12 protein-coding genes are annotated in these 15,654 nt (G+C 44.2%); 3 read left to right on the plus strand and 9 right to left on the minus strand.

The window, feature by feature from the left end:
* Nucleotides 1-13: 13 nt before the first annotated feature.
* Entirely contained in the window at nucleotides 14-1,540 is a 1,527-nt protein-coding gene (locus MOO44_RS05070; protein ID WP_260116100.1) for a glycosyltransferase, read from the plus strand.
* Between the two features lie 59 nt (nucleotides 1,541-1,599).
* Here the strand turns inward: MOO44_RS05070 and MOO44_RS05075 are convergent, their stop codons facing one another.
* The 7 genes from MOO44_RS05075 to MOO44_RS05105 form a co-directional block, all read right to left on the minus strand.
* On the minus strand, nucleotides 1,600-2,103 hold the full coding sequence (locus tag MOO44_RS05075; protein ID WP_260116101.1) for a hypothetical protein: 504 nt from the start codon (nucleotides 2,101-2,103) through the stop codon (nucleotides 1,600-1,602).
* 109 nt (nucleotides 2,104-2,212) lie between these two features.
* The gene (locus tag MOO44_RS05080; RefSeq protein WP_260116102.1) at nucleotides 2,213-2,983 is read right to left on the minus strand and encodes an ABC transporter ATP-binding protein; all 771 of its coding nucleotides are present in this window, start codon (nucleotides 2,981-2,983) and stop codon (nucleotides 2,213-2,215) included.
* Nucleotides 2,976-3,875, minus strand: coding sequence for an ABC transporter permease (locus MOO44_RS05085; RefSeq protein ID WP_260116103.1), 900 nt, complete (start codon nucleotides 3,873-3,875; stop codon nucleotides 2,976-2,978). The genes MOO44_RS05080 and MOO44_RS05085 overlap by 8 nt, the downstream gene beginning before the upstream one ends.
* Complete coding sequence (gene trpX / locus MOO44_RS05090) at nucleotides 3,872-4,876, minus strand: tryptophan ABC transporter substrate-binding protein (RefSeq protein WP_260116104.1); 1,005 nt, start codon at nucleotides 4,874-4,876, stop codon at nucleotides 3,872-3,874. The genes MOO44_RS05085 and trpX overlap by 4 nt, the downstream gene beginning before the upstream one ends.
* 388 nt (nucleotides 4,877-5,264) lie before the next feature.
* Nucleotides 5,265-6,881, minus strand: a complete 1,617-nt coding sequence (locus MOO44_RS05095; RefSeq protein ID WP_260116105.1) for an APC family permease — start codon at nucleotides 6,879-6,881, stop codon at nucleotides 5,265-5,267.
* Between the two features lie 151 nt (nucleotides 6,882-7,032).
* The gene (locus MOO44_RS05100) at nucleotides 7,033-7,695 is read right to left on the minus strand and encodes a CPBP family intramembrane glutamic endopeptidase (RefSeq protein ID WP_260116106.1); all 663 of its coding nucleotides are present in this window, start codon (nucleotides 7,693-7,695) and stop codon (nucleotides 7,033-7,035) included.
* A 12-nt stretch (nucleotides 7,696-7,707) separates the two neighbouring features.
* Nucleotides 7,708-8,088: a VOC family protein gene (locus tag MOO44_RS05105; protein ID WP_260116107.1), complete on the minus strand. Its 381-nt coding sequence runs from the start codon at nucleotides 8,086-8,088 to the stop codon at nucleotides 7,708-7,710.
* Nucleotides 8,089-8,231: 143 nt separating this feature from the next.
* Between MOO44_RS05105 and MOO44_RS05110 the strand changes: the two genes are divergently transcribed.
* Entirely contained in the window at nucleotides 8,232-9,785 is a 1,554-nt protein-coding gene (locus MOO44_RS05110) for an ABC-F family ATP-binding cassette domain-containing protein (protein WP_260116108.1), read from the plus strand.
* 252 nt (nucleotides 9,786-10,037) lie between these two features.
* Nucleotides 10,038-12,155 carry a glycoside hydrolase family 32 protein gene (locus MOO44_RS05115; RefSeq protein ID WP_260116109.1) on the plus strand — a complete coding sequence of 706 codons (2,118 nt, stop codon included), beginning with the start codon at nucleotides 10,038-10,040 and terminating at the stop codon, nucleotides 12,153-12,155.
* A gap of 59 nt (nucleotides 12,156-12,214) precedes the next feature.
* Here the strand turns inward: MOO44_RS05115 and MOO44_RS05120 are convergent, their stop codons facing one another.
* Both MOO44_RS05120 and MOO44_RS05125 read right to left on the minus strand, forming a co-directional pair.
* Complete coding sequence (locus tag MOO44_RS05120) at nucleotides 12,215-13,126, minus strand: proline iminopeptidase-family hydrolase (RefSeq protein WP_260116110.1); 912 nt, start codon at nucleotides 13,124-13,126, stop codon at nucleotides 12,215-12,217.
* 46 nt (nucleotides 13,127-13,172) lie between these two features.
* A complete protein-coding gene (locus MOO44_RS05125; RefSeq protein WP_260116111.1) occupies nucleotides 13,173-15,614 on the minus strand; it encodes a Xaa-Pro dipeptidyl-peptidase in 2,442 nt (813 codons plus the stop codon).
* Between the last annotated feature and the right edge of the window lie 40 nt (nucleotides 15,615-15,654).

Genomic DNA, 15,654 nt, shown 5'->3' on the forward strand with positions numbered 1-15,654 from the left:
CGGCTGAATAGATATGACTAAAACGTTTTTATTTGTAAATGAAAATATTTTTACGTTCAATTCCGGAACTGAATTTTCCGCAATGAATCGGCAAAAATTATTTAAGAGAAACAAACGCAATTCTAAGATTGTTACTAGAAACTACAATCAAGGATTGCACCAAGAAATTGAAAAGTATGGTTTGGGGAATGACGACATTTTAAACATGTACGATTACTTCCAAAAAGTAACTGACGTTCCTCACGAACATGCTTACCTTCGTTATTCAGACATGGTTGATAAGAATGAATACAAGATCGATGGTGTTGATAACAACAAATCATACATCGAACAAAAGGGTAAGGTAGTTGCTCAAGTAAACATCTTCCCACTTACGGTTGGTGAAATTGGAACGGTTGATTTCTACGACCGCTTCGGTAACACCAGTAGCCGGGATGTATGGGATGGTCGTGGATTCCGTTCTAAGACCCAATACCTTCATCCAGATGGTCAAGTGGGTCACGAAATCCTTTACGATTACGATGGCCAACCCGTAATGGAAATTACGCACATGAACATCAATGGTCAAGTTCACCCAACCATGTTCAAGTTACTAAACTACAAGGGTAGTAATCATCGTTTCAACACTGAAGATGAATTATTCGAATTCTTCTTAAACGAAATTTCTGATCCTAAGAATACCGTCTTAGTTAACGATCGGCCTACTTTGACCGATGTAGTTGCTAAGGTGCAAAACGTTGCTGCTAAGTACCAATTCTTACACAACGAACAAACGACTGATGCTAATTTAGCAGGTAGTGCTAAGGGTAAGTTATACCCAATTCTTGAAACTTTATTCCACAACCACTTAGGTGATTATGATGGTCTAATCGTTTCAACTCCACAACAACGAGATGATTTAAGTCGGCTCTTCCCAGAAATCAAGACTTACGCAATCTTTGATACTGCACTCTTTGCAGACCAAGAAGCTGAAATTCGGAAGTCATTAGAAGACGACCGTGATAACAACGTTGTTTACGTTGGTCGGATTTTCCATGACAAGCATATCGATCAATTAATTCAAACGATTAGCTTTGCTAAGAACCAAGTTCCAAACATTCACTTGGATGTTGTTGGTTACTTCGAATCAGAAGAATACCGTCAAGAACTCTTGAACTTAGTTAAGAAGCTAGGAATTGAAAGTAACGTTGACTTCAAGGGTTACCTAGTCGGCGAAGCTAAGGAAAAGGTTTTAAGCCAAGCTAAGGTAATGATTCAAACTTCATTCGGTGAAGGATTGAGTATGTCATTAGTTAACGGTCTTGAATATGGCTTGCCACTAATTGCTTACGATGTTAACTATGGTCCTAGAAACATCATTGACAACGACGTTAATGGTTACCTAGTTCCTGCTGGTAACGTTCGTGAAGCAGCTCGTCATATTGATGACATTTTATTAGACAATAACCTCTTTAAGAAGTTAAGCAACGGTTCATTGGTTAAGGCTAAGGAATTTAGTTCCGAAAGCGTTAACAAGCAATGGGATCAAATTGCTAAATAATTATTAATCAGCTAAATTAAAAGGGTCCGTGAATTTTAAATTCGCGGACCCTTTTAATTTTACTTAGTAAATGTTAACACGTAATATCCCTGACCATCGGAAGTAATCGTGTAGTTATTATAGCCGGCTTGAATCCAATTCGATTGGGTCGCCTTAGCCCAGCTAGTAGCATCAGCAACGGAACTAAATTGACGCGGCGTACTAAATCCGTCGTTACCGTTCGATGGTTTAGGACCACTACTAGGACGATGCTCATTTTTACTAGCGCTCTTAGTAGTGTCATTGTTACCAGACTGGCTATTCTGGCTACTAGAACTACTGGTCTTTTTTGCGCTAGAATGATGATTGCTACTGCTCTGCTTGACTGCAGAGGATTGCTGTTCAGCTTGATTGCCATGTTGATTGGTCAAAACTTTGATTCCCCCGACGAGGAGGCCAATTACGATTACTAACCCTAAAATCCAGGGCCAGACCCGAAAGTTTTTGGGCGATTGATTAGGTTGTTTAGAACCCGTATTAAAGTCGTATCGTTTTACGCGCGACTGTGGTTCTTCTTTACTCAAATGTATCCCTCCATAAAAGAATGCCAACTTTAGCATTACTTTATATTATAACAAAAAACAGCTCTAATGCCTATTTTTGACATACGAGCTGTTTTTGAAATGGATGGAATTAATTAGCAGGGTTAAAAAATTGGTATAAATCTTGTTTGGTCATGGCTTGTTTTTCAGAGCCACTAAAGTCATATTCAATTTGTCCCTGGTTTAATACTAAGAGGCGATTGCCGTACTTCAATGCATCATCTAGGTGATGGGTAATCATCAAACACGTTAGGTGTTGCTCCTTAATCGTTTGTTCAGTCAACGCCATTAATTCATTGGAAGTATTTGGATCAAGTGCTGCCGTGTGTTCGTCCAGCAATAGGATTTCCGGCTTTTTGATCGTGGCCATTAAGAAACTAAGCGTTTGGCGTTGACCACCGGAAAGGTTGCCGGTAGGGGTGTTTAACCGCTCACTAAGGTGATTATGCAATTGACTGGTGAGTTGTTGATACTTAGCCATTTCACGTTTTAAATGGCGGGGAACTAGAAAGCGGGATTGGCCGCGCTTTTCAGCAAGGAGGAGGTTTTCGGCAACCGTCATTCGTGGAGCGGTCCCTAACTTGGGGTCTTGAAAGACCCGACTTAAAAACTGGGTCCGCTTGGTAACCGATGTTTTGGTAATATCATTGCCGTTGAGCAAGATGTGACCAGATGTAATCGGGAGGTTGCCACCAATGGCATTGAACAGGGTGGACTTACCTGCACCGTTTGAACCCAAGATGGTGATAAAATCACCGGAATGGATGTCTAAATTAACGTGGTCCAAGATGTTCAGTGGTTGTCCGCCATTTGGATGGACCGTTTTGACAACGTCTTTTAATTGGAAAAGTGGTTTATTCATTTCGATCGAACCCCCGTTTCAAAATATGTTTAAAGTTAAATTTGCTTTGGAATGCTGGTAAACTCATGCATAGGGCCAAGATGACTGATGAAATTAAGTTTAAGTCATTCGCGTTAAAGCCTAGTTGGAGCACGATCAAAAGAACGAAGCGATATAGGATACTTCCCAGCGTCACAGCCACTAAGCGTTGGTTCATGGTTAAATTCCCAAAGACGACTTCACCGATGATAATGGATGCGAGGGCGACAACGATGATTCCAATTCCCATGTTGACGTCGGAATAACCGTTATTTTGGGCTACTAGGGCCCCGCCCATTGCAATCACACCATTCGAAACACTGACGCCGAGGCACTTCATCCGATCGGTATTGATCCCTAACGATTGGGCCATGGTTTCATTATCACCAGTGGCAATGAATGCCTGACCGAGGTCGGTCTGTAGGAAATAGGCAATCGCGACCGTAACAATGGTAATGACGATTAATCCCAAGAAGACACTGTTAAAGTAGTTGGGTAATCCCTGGAAAATGCCAGCATTCAATAGGTTGCCCTTGCCAAGGAGCGAGAGGTTGGCAGCGCCCATAATTCTCAGGTTAACTGAGTAGGCGGCCGTCATTACCAGGATTCCGGAAAGTAAGACCGGAATCTTGGCCTTAGTGTATAGCAATCCAGTGATTAAACCGGCAATTGCGCCCCCGATAAATGCACAGAGGGTGGCAACGATTGGTGAGACACCACGGCCAATTAAGGCCGCAGCAATTGCAGCCCCCATTGGAAAGGTTCCTTCAACCGTCATGTCGGGGAAGTCTAAAATTCTAAAAGTAAGGAATAATCCGATTCCAAGAACCCCCCACAGTAGTCCTTGACCGATAGCAGATACAATTAAACTCATTTGATGACCTCTCCCTTCGTTTCAGCTTCCTTCATGATTGAAGCCGGAATTTGCATGTGTAGTTTCTTAGCCTGTTTAACGTTAACGATCATTTTACCCTGTTGGAAACGCTTAACGGGGGTGGTTGCTGGATTTTCGCCCCGGAGAATCTTAGCGGTCATCTTACCGATGGTAACGCCCATTTGGAATTGATCCACTCCGTAAGTCGCAATCCCACCTGATTTGACCATGAAGTCCACTGATGGGAAGACGGGAATGTTTTGCTTGTTAGCGTTATTAACCAACGTATCCATTGCTGCGGCAATCGTGTTATCATTAGGGACGTAAACTGCCTGTACCTGGGTCACCATCTGACTGGAAACCTGGTTTAAATCATTGGAGTTAGCAATCGTATATGTTTTGAGCTTGATGCCTTCCTTTTTACATAGTTGGGCGAATTGCTTGGCCTGGGCAGTCGATGAAGGATCACTAGAGGTATAGATAATCCCTAACGTCTTTAACTTAGGCATAAAGGCCTTGATCACGTTCAACTGCTTTTGCAGTGGTGAGCCATTTGCAACCCCGGTAATGTGGCCACCAGGATGCTTTAGGTTCTTAACTAACCCAGCGCCAACGGGGTCGGTAATCGCACCCAAGATGACTGGATTATTATGGATCGTACTAGCGAGCGCCTGTGCTGATGGGGTGGTGATTCCAATCGATGCGGTGGCGTTTTCGTTCGCGAATTTAGTACTCATGGTCTTCAAGTTACTTTGGTCATTTTGCGCATTTTGGTAATCAATCTTGATATTCTTACCAGGATGGAATCCGCTATCGTTCAACCCCTTGATAATCCCATCGTGAATTGCGTCTAGTGAAGGGTGGGTCATTAATTGCAGGATGCCCAGCGTGGGTTCCTTGGCACCATTTGCAGAATTAGTGGGATTAGCATTCTTTTCCTGGAAGAACGCAAATCCTAGAAAGACCACCAGGATGGTGATCAGAGCGTACATTCGTTTCATAATCAATTCTCCTTTAATAAATTAACGTAGTAACAAACAAAAAAGGGGCAACGCTTAGCTAGTTCTAAGCATTGCACCCTTTAATGGAGTCAGCCTCGAACGGTGTAAGGATGGTCCGAACGAGCTGAATAAATCTGTGAGAAGAAAGAGCCAGTCCAGATACGCCTTTGCATGGAAAAGAAAGCCGTATCTGAGAAGCGATAACGACTATGACTGGCTTTGCCAACGAATGGCTGCTGAAACTAATTTCAAATGATTCATTGGATCCTTCTCCTTTCTACGTTTTAAGATTATCTTAATTCTAATATATTGATTAATTAATTGTCAAGTAAAAAAAGATGGTTAGCAGCAACGCTAACCATCTTTTGATATATTTAATGGTGAGGAATTATTTTAATTCACCATCGACCGTATCATTTACTTCTTTTGCTTTATCTAAATCGTCATCAGTTTGGAAACTGTAACTGGAAATTCCCCAGTAGTAGAAAATCAATGCGACTACGATAATGACAATGAAGTCGAGTGGATATGGTAACACATTGATTCCATTGAATGGCTTACTACCTAGGTATGAAACTACCGATAGGAAGATCAGGTACACAACCATCCACAGTGCAGAAATAAATTGCTTACGCGTTTCTTTCCAGTGACTCTTCCATTCGAAGTAGAAGTAGAACGGAAGCCCTAATAGGATTACTAGGATCACTTGCACAGTGGTTGGCCATTTGGCCCAGTAAGTAGCTAAACTAGCCATTACGAAGGCAAATGGGGCCATGAAATTCAATAACTTCAAGCGAATTGGCCGCGTGAAGTTAGGGGCGATTCTTCTTAACGTAGCAACGGTCACGGGACCGGTTAGGTATGCAATTAACGTCGAAGTGGAAATAACACTAGCTAGCGTCGCCCAACTTCTAAACGAAGCCACTAATAAAATTGAAATAATCATATTAGCAACCATTGCAACCCGGGGCACTCCCCAGCGTTTGTTAATTTTACCCAAGAATTTAGGCATGTGTTCGTTTGAAACCATTGCAGCCAATGTCCGACCAGTTTGGGCAACGAATGACACTCCGGTCCCAAATGGTGATACGAACGCATCAACGTACAATAGGACGGTTAACCAGTAAAGGTTTAACCCGATGGCAATATCGGCAAATGGGGAGTTAAAGTTAACCCCTTCCCAGCCGTGAACCAAGTTATTTGGTTCGATGGCACCGATAAACGTAAATTGAAGTAATACGTAAATCACGGTACTAATTGCTAGTGAGATTACGATCCCTCTAGAAATATTTTTCTTTGGATTTTGGATTTCACGACCCATATTAATTACCACTTGGAAGGCATTATATGAGAAGATAATCCCGGATGCAGTCGTAGCTGCGAAGATGGAAGCACTCCCGTAGGGCATGAATCCACCAATTGATGCATTATTAAAGTTATGTGGCGTAAAGCCCGAAAGTAATAACATGATAATGGTAACCATTGGAATTACTAACTTAAAGACCGAGATCACACTCGTAAAGTTGGCTAATAAATTAACCGACCAATAATTCAAGAGGGTAAATACCAAGATGAATAGAAAGACAATTAAAAGTCCCTCATTAGTAATTTCGCCATTACTTAAAAATCCGCGGGTCCAGTTTGCCCATGACCAAGGCCATGAACTCATGTATTGAACCGCAGCAACGGCTTCAATTGGAATTAAAGTAACTAGGGATACCCAGTTTGCCCACGCCGCGATGAACCCTAGCAAGGATCCATGCGAATACTGAGCATACTTACTCATTCCACCACTTTCTGGGAACATCGTTCCTAATTCAACGTAGTTAAACGCGATTGAACCAATCACGATCGCCCCAATTACCCAGGAAATAATGGCTGCGGGTCCGGCAACTTTGGAAGCCTCCCAGGAACCGAATAGCCATCCTGAACCAATAATGGAACTTAAACCTAACATTACAATCTGAAATAAACCAATTTTCTTACTTTTATTTTTGTTTGACATAGTTCTCCTTTCACGGTCTTTTAGTATTCTATCAAATATAATAATAATTGCAAATTAAAAAATCAGCATTGGCGGGATGTTAAGCGCTTTCATCGGGTTAACCAATACTGATTTCACAATCTTAAAAAAAGCTCAATTAATTTAAAATTTGCTAAATGAGGTTGTTGAACATGTGAATGGCGATACTGTATTTAATGTCCTTAAAGTGGACGTAGGTAAATGCTAATACCCAGCCAAGTGCAGAATAAAAGAGCCAGTTACCATCGAACGAGAGGGTGTGGGCAAAGCCGAATACTAAACCACAGACTAATATTCCACAAAAGCGACTTAACCGGCCATGGGTCAACTTGAAAAAGTAATTAAAAAAGATGCCGCGGAAAATGTACTCCTCAAAGATGGGGGCAATGATGCCACCATAAATGTAGTTCAGGAGAAACGATTGTTTTAACATCGCTTCAACCGTCTTTTGATTATCGGGTTCGGAGAGGAGGTGGGATGTAATCGTCCACGTCCAAACGGATTGAATTATAAGCATGATCACGATTAATAAAACGAGTTCGATGATGGAGCGAAGCGTGATTGGATGACGGTGGAAATGAAAGGGGTTATTTTGCCTTAATTGCCGGTGGTAACGCCAGATCACTAACCCTAATGTAAATAGGGATGCGATCGTACCATTAATTAGTAACGCCCTGGTGGTTGCAGCTGGGGTAGTGGTGTTAATGAAGTTAAAGAATAATGCCGAAAGCTGATAAATTAAGATAAAGCCGATCAGTTTAAAACCGCGGCCCACCTTGGTTGCTAAATAGTTCATCGAACGCCCCCATTATTTAGTTTCACATAGTTGGATTAAGTTATGGTCTGGATCATAAACCGTCACGGCCTGCATTTTACCATTACTGCCCATGATTTCTTTAGGGCCCGTGACGATGTCAACGCCATAGTTTGCCAGGTGGTTGGTAACGTAATCCAGTGAATCCTTGACGATTAGCGAAATACAATTTGCACCCGGGGTGGGGGCCTGCATTGACGCCTGTTTTGCAGTCGTCATGGATACGAAGATAATTTTTTGGTGGCCCACTTGAATCGTTAGTTGCTCATCGTTAATGGTGGCAATTGGTAGGTCGAAAACTTCGTGATAAAAGCGCATCGTCGCTTTTAAATCACTAACGGGGATGGTAATGTGGTCGATATCTTTGATTTTCATTTTAAATGCCTTCCTTTAATTAAGCTTTTGAATACGAATATTATAACATAGCTGAAAAATTTGAAAGTGGTGGTAAATTACCCCCTAAAAGTTTACAATATAATAAGTAAAATGGACGAACTATAAGTAAGGAGTGAACTACTTTGGCATTACTTGATGTTCAGGATTTGAGCATGAGTTTTGCTGACAAAACCCTCTACGAAGATGCAAACTTCCAGCTCAATAAGGGAGAGCACATGGGGATTGTTGGTCAAAACGGGGTTGGAAAAAGTACCCTAATCAAAATTATTACCGGTGTTGAACTACCACTGACGGGTTCAATTAAATGGCAAAACGGGGTCAGTATCGGTTATTTGGATCAATACGCAGACATTCCGGACGGGATGACGTTGATCCAATTTCTCCACACCGCATATAAAAACCTTTATGAAATGAACGATCGAATGGCACAATTATATGAAGAATATGCCACTAATATGGATGATCAGTTACTCGAAAAGGCTGGGCGAATCCAAGAACAATTGGAAGCCAACGATTTTTATGATATTCAAACCAAAATTGAACAGGTCATTACCGGGCTCGGCCTAAATGATGTTGGCCGTGACCAACCGGTCTCTAAGATGAGTGGGGGCCAACGGTCTAAAATTATTTTGGCCAAGTTGATCCTAGAAAGTCCCGAGGTTATTTTATTGGATGAACCGACGAACTACTTGGATACTGCCCACATTGATTGGTTAGTGGACTACTTGAATCATTTTGATGGTTCGTTCATCGTAATTTCCCATGATTATGACTTCTTAGAACGGGTCACCAACTGTATTTTGAACGTGGCGTTCGGCCAAATTCATAAGTACCGGGGGAGTTTTAAGCAGGCAATGCGCCAAAAGGATGAACGTGAAAAGGCCCAGGAAAAGGCCTATGAAAAACAACAGGTCGAAATTGAGAAGGCGAAGGCGTTTATTCGCAAGAACAAGGCCGGCAGTAAGTCCAAGATGGCGAAGTCACGGGAAAAGCAGCTTTCGCACATGGAGATTGTCGATCCGCCTTCGGCAAACGAACATGCTAAATTTGATTTTCCATACGTTGATACCGGTTCGCAAAACGCATTGTCAGTGGACCACCTTTCAGTGGGGTATACTAAGCCGCTGCTCCAACCGGTCACCTTTAGTGTGACCACCGATCAAAAGATCGGGCTTCAGGGATTCAACGGGGTCGGGAAATCGACGTTGATCAAGAGTATTTTGGGGATGCTGAAGCCACTCGGTGGGGAAGCTGAATTTTCACCATCTGCAAAGGTCAACTACTTTAGTCAAGACTTGGTATGGAGCAATCCGCAAATGACGCCGATGCAAATTGTTCAAGAGCGCTTTCCCAAATTAGAACAACGTGAAATCCGGACTAAGTTAGCTAAGTGCGGGATTGGGCCCGATAACGTTGCCAAACCAATGAACGACCTATCCGGGGGAGAACAGACCAAGGTGAAGTTGGCGATGATGGAATTTGTACCAAGCAACTTCTTGATCATGGATGAACCGACGAACCACTTGGATGATGAGACCAAGGACGCTTTGAAACGGGCCATTAACAAGTTTCCGGGGAACGCGATCATCGTTAGTCACGAGGCGTCATTCTACCAAAACCTAGTTGATAAGGTCATTGATGTTGAAAAACTAAGTTTAAGAGCCCAACCAAAGTAGTGTTGGGTATCAATTAAGGAGCGAAATTTCATTAAAACGAACGTAAAACCATATGTATATGCAACCACGATCTTAGCGACCCTGGCAGCTGCGGGTGCGTTTACGCACGTTGCAAGTGCTGATACCAACCAGCAACCAACGCAAGCGACCCAAGCAACTACTGCTGCGCCCACTACCACCACTCAGGCCACCACTGATTCTGCGACCGTTAGTGATACCACTGTTGCTAAGACCCAAACAGCCACTTTAAATGTGAGTCAGAGTAGTTCGGCAAGCCAAGTCAGTAGTGTGGCTAGTAGTGCTGCAGTGGCTACGTTGGCAGCTAGTAGCGTCAGTAGTGTGGATCAGATTAATGGCAAACCGATTTCCTATGCCAGCGCCAGCGCTGAATTAAATAACCGTACAATTGAAACGATGGACAGTTTTGCCGCTAGTAATCCATCGATTGTGGATCCGACTTGGAACCAGAACTTCCATTTTAACGCTTCCGATGGATATTCCAATGACATTCAGTCACTAACGCCCCACTATGCTGCCGATGGTTCGATCGAGTATTGGGATATTTACTACCTAGCCCAACCACTGGCCAAGCTCCAAGGGGTCCAATACGAATGGAAGCACATGGTCACGACCGATTTTAAAACGTTTCGGGACTTTGATACCACGAATCGGTTTAGCATTAATAACGTAGCAATTCCGGACAAGTACTACGTTAACAGCACCAATGGAACCCCGTTTCAGGTTTCAGATAACAACACCAATGGGCTTCCATGGGGGGCAGCTGCTTCTGGGACCGTTATTAATAATAATGGCCTGCTTTCAATGGACCAATATGGCAATCAAATTCAAGCGGATGCGAAGCTAGCTTACTTTACCAACTTTACTAACGGGCAAAGTATCTTTTTGGCGTATAGTAATAATGATGGTCAATTTCATCCCTACAGTCCCAATCCAGTCATGAGTCCCAAGCAATATCCAGCCCTTCAAAATGAGGATGATTTTAGGGACCCGTACGTGATGCGCTTAAGTAACGGAAACTTCGTTGCCTACGTTGCCGGGGGACTGGAAGATCGGATGTACGTAATGACCAGTCCCAATGGAATTAACTGGGACTTCCATCCGGAAGACACCATCGATTTAGCTGGCTATCACGTTTCTGAAATGCCGGTGATTAAGACCTTGAACGGACAACCAATGATGTTCTTCATTGCCGGCAGTAAGGATTTTGAGGGGACGAAGAGCGGTAACTACGTAATCACGGGGGCGTTTAATACCGATGGCATCTTTGTTAAGACCCCTGAATCCAAGGTCACTAAATTAGATGACGGTTTCGATAGCTTTGCCGGCAACTACGCAAACCTTAGTTCTGACAAGCTAGTGTCCATGTCCTGGCTCGGTAATTGGACGTATTCCCCGAACCTATTTAACTATCGCGATATTGATCACTTTGGGACCTATACGTTACCCCGGACGATTACCTATCAAAATGGGGATTTCTTAGTTGACCCAATCGAGCCCAATTCAAAAGCGGTCGGGACCTACACCGTGAAGCCGAACACCAATTTTGCGGTCGGGACTGATAATAAGGTCGCTTTGAACTTCAATGGGGATCAAAAGGTGACCCTCTCCAGACAGGATGGGACGAAGAATAACGTTCAAATTAGTGTGACCGGGAATAAGTTAACGTTGACCAGAAATTGGGATATGAGTAAGACGATGAACAAAACGGTCACGGTGAATTTGAATTCGACCCCCAAGAATGCAGTTCTATACGTTGACAATAGTTCAATCGAACTCTACTTACCGGACCAACATAAGATGTATACGGTCATGACGCTTAGCTATAAGCAAAATAGTGGGTACCAAATGACCCTTTCGAATCGGGCAACGGTCAAGTACTCAACGTTCAACGTGAATTCACAAACGGTAACTGCTGATAATAAAACCACCTTGTTTGATGCTGCAAAGCAGCAATCACAAAAGCGGGTGAAGAGTTATCGTGATGAGTTGACCAAGACGTGGCAGGGGCAGTTAAATACTGCGAGCTACCGCAAAACGCTTGCTGCGGTGAACAAGCAATATGAGATTGCCATCACGGCACTCCGTGGTTCTAGTACGACGAATCAATTGATCAGTCGGGAGGGCCGGTTTAATAAATGGGCCAATCGATTAGTTGCTAAAATTGCCAAGGGGCTTAAGACGCTTAACCTTAAGAAGGGGACCCCGATTTATACCACGGCAAATGGCGCTCAATACAAACTAACTGCGAAGACCATGAAGAACACTCCGGTTCTAAAAGTGGTTACAAAGAATGGTCAGTACTGGTATCAAGTTAAAATTAACAACCAAATTGGCTACGTTGCATTATAATGAAAATAAAAACGTCCGCTGTGCATTTTTAGCACAACGGGCGTTTTTTAGGATGTTAATTATTGATTAAACGTGCCATCTTCAACGGAGCGAATGAAGTCAGCCAGGTGCTTATAATACACCGGTGCATTATCGATCATGTGGTGGTGGCCACCCTCTGGAGTGGAAACGAATTGGGCGTTTGGAATCATTTTAGCCATCCGTTTGCCGGTCTCAATGGGCATTGATTCGTGTTCACCAAATGTGACCAGGGTCGGAACGTGGTTATCCTTTAAATGGTCAGTATTATGCCATTCACCCAATTTACCGGTAATCACGAATTCATTATCACCTTGAAAGGCGTTGTAAATGGTCTGATTGGAAGTGTCGACCAAGTGAGAAATGGCAGGGGGCTGCTTCCGGTCAATGTAGCCACGGTTCAATTGGTCAACGTCCTTTTGGTAGCGCTCATTAGCGTAGTCATTTTCAGCCTCGCACTTTTGCATGAATGCTAATTCAGTGGCGGAAAATTCACGCTCCCGAATCTGGTTCAAATGCTTAGTATAGTCGTCGATATCATCGACCATGGATGAAATGATGGCCCCCTTGAGGTGTTGACCAAATTGTTGGGCGTAGAGCTGGACTAATAAACCGCCCCACGATTGACCAATTAAGTAGAAGTGGTCGATGCCCAGCTTTTGACGCACCTCATCGACTTCGTTTAAGAAGTAATCATAAGTTAGGACCTTTTTGGCCACTTCTGGATCGTCAAAGTCCGGTGTATCAGAGTACCATGACCCTAACTGGTCGTACATGTGGACTTGGACATCTAAGCCCTGTTTTTTTAATTGTGCAGCGGTATCCTCCCAGTATTCGTGGTTGCCGCCTGGGCCACCGTGCAGTGCTAGTAAGTGAATTGGACCGGTCCCTTCGGTGTGGGTCCAAAGATGATAACCGTTGTCTAAGGTGATGATCTTGGTTCCTGGTTTCATATGCAAATCCCCATTTCTAATTATTTAATAATTATCTTACCACTTTTTAATCTGGATTGTGAAGCAATGGAATTGTGAATGATGATTGAGTGGTGTTCAAGTGGTAGGTGACCCCCATGGTCCCCCGCACGGTCATTGCAAGGTCGGTCGCATAGATGACTAGGACTAATTGCCGGCCCGCCGGTAGGGTATAAAAGGTGGGTTGGAGTTCAAACGAGAGGTCGTAGTATTGATTGGGCTCTAACTCGTTGACCCGGTAGCTATTCTGACGGTTCTGCATGTTCAAATGCCCGATTGAAATCATTTTGGATGGACTCGGATTGGCCTGCAGGGTAAATTCCTTGAGGCTATCCTTAGTCCATTGGTAGCCCGCGTTGATTGCATTGGGGGCTAGCACCGAGGGACTAACGTTTAAACGCTTGGCATCCCCATAGTCAATTAACATGGCACTGACTAGGCCAACGTTATGGTCGCTAGCCATGGTCAGGTCGACTTTGACCTTCCCGTCAATCGTAATCGGATGGTCCAACGGCTTTGTCTTAAAGATTAAGCGCGTTGATTCAATTGGCGAATTTGGATTGTTAACCAAGTCGTTAAACCATTCATCGTATTGGCCACTGCTTTCATGCTTAGTGTATTGGCTCAATTGCTCGTGGCTCAGTTGATCCAAAAACGCGGGCGTTGCTTGGTCGAATGGCTGCTGCAATGCCTTAGCATCGTTTAGTTGAATCGTCTTAGAATGACTGGTTCCCCAATCGGCTGGCAGTTGCCACGTCCCCGGGTTCACATTATCCTGGATGGTAACTGGCGGAATTAAATCGTTGGCGTGGTTATCGATGCCTAATAATTTATTTGATAACCATAGGTTCATCATGTCAGTAAAATCAAGTGATTGAAAGTTATTGATGTAGATGTGTTGGCCCTGGTGTAAGAATAACTTGGTCGTCACCGGCACGCTTTTTAATGCCTGGTAGAGGTTATAGACATTGCGGGGCTTTACGTTCCAGTCGTTTAAACCGTGGACGAGCACCATATCGGCCTTGATGTTAGCAACTGCTTTAAGGTAATTGCGGGCGTCCCAGAATTGATTATAGTTACCACTTCGACGATCTTGGTGACTGGTAATGGCTGCCAGTTGTTGGTCCCACTTGGCTTTGATGCGATGATAGTCACCAGCTCGTTGTTCCCGGCTGAACGTTTCTTCGGCCAAGACGTCGGCATCTTCACCTTGAAACCCACCTGGAGCTACTACTAGCCCGTTTTCGCGGTAGTAGTCGTACCAACTGGAAATGGCAGCTTCTGAGATGCAGGTCTTAAGCCCCGCCACGCCGGTAGTGGCCGCCGCCGTCTGCAGCGTTCCTAAGTAGGAGCGGCCGGTCATTGCGACATTGTGGTTTGACCACCAGGCCGTGATTTTAACGTCACCGTTGCGATTGGTAAAGGCGGTGCGCTTGCCGGCTAGCCATTCAATAATGGCGGTTGCTGACAGGGTCTCAGCCGGATCACCAGTGGTGCGGAGACCATCCGAATCCTTGGTCCCGACCCCCGCGGAATAGACGACCGCAAATCCCCGGGCTAAGAAGTAGTTGTTTAACGTGTAGCCCCAGCCATTTTGAAAGTGCTCTTCAGCGTGGGTGGCAGTCTTGCCATTACCGGTCCGTTTGGCTGGCAGGTTACCCGGTTGGTAGTGGCTTTCGACGTCAGAATAGCTAAATTGATTCGGTTCCTTATGGGCGATTGGGTGGTCAACATTGTGGGTCAACTGCGCCCCTGCAATATCATTGGTCCCCTGATCATACGGACTGGCGGTGAAGAGGACCGAGACCTTGAGGCCGGCTTCAGTCTCAGCCGGTCGAATAACGTGGGCCATCAAGAGGTCGCGTTTGCCATCATGGTCGGTATCTAAATCAGATTCCACGTAGACGACCTCCCGAATCAAATGGTCGGTGTTAAAGACCGCTTGGGTCTTACCGTTGAAGATTAACGGCTGCTTTAAGTCACTAAATTGGGCAAAGTAGCCGTTGGCAGCCAGGTCATCTAAAAGGGTTTGGCCGAACTTAGTGTGGGTATTTAATAGGAGGTACCATGCTCTCAACACATCTTCGGCTTCAAACGTGGTCTTGGCGCCATCGTAAATGGGCAGCTGAAATTGTTGCCACGTGGTGATGGGATCGCTCAACTTAAAATCCTCGTTGGTTTGAAAATGGAGCAATTGGAGGGCGAGGTTATAAAATTGGGTCCGCTCCACCGATTGATGCTCCTTGAAAAAGGCCCGGGCATCCTGGTGGTCATCAACCATTAAATCGGCCAGGGCAATTTCCTTACTGGCGTCACTGCGGTAGTTCACAAGCGTGCGTTTGATTAGGTCCTTGAGCAGCTCATCAGCTGGGAGCTGTTCATTACTAGCGTCTAAAAAGCGGGTGGTGGTTAGTTCCGCGACGATCTGTGGTAATTCAGTCGGAACGAATGCAAATTGATGGTTTTTCATAAAAAACCTCCTATGATTTGTTATAATTAAAATGATAGTT

Source organism: Nicoliella spurrieriana (assembly GCF_023380205.1).
GTDB classification, from domain to species: Bacteria; Bacillota; Bacilli; order Lactobacillales; family Lactobacillaceae; genus Nicoliella; species Nicoliella spurrieriana.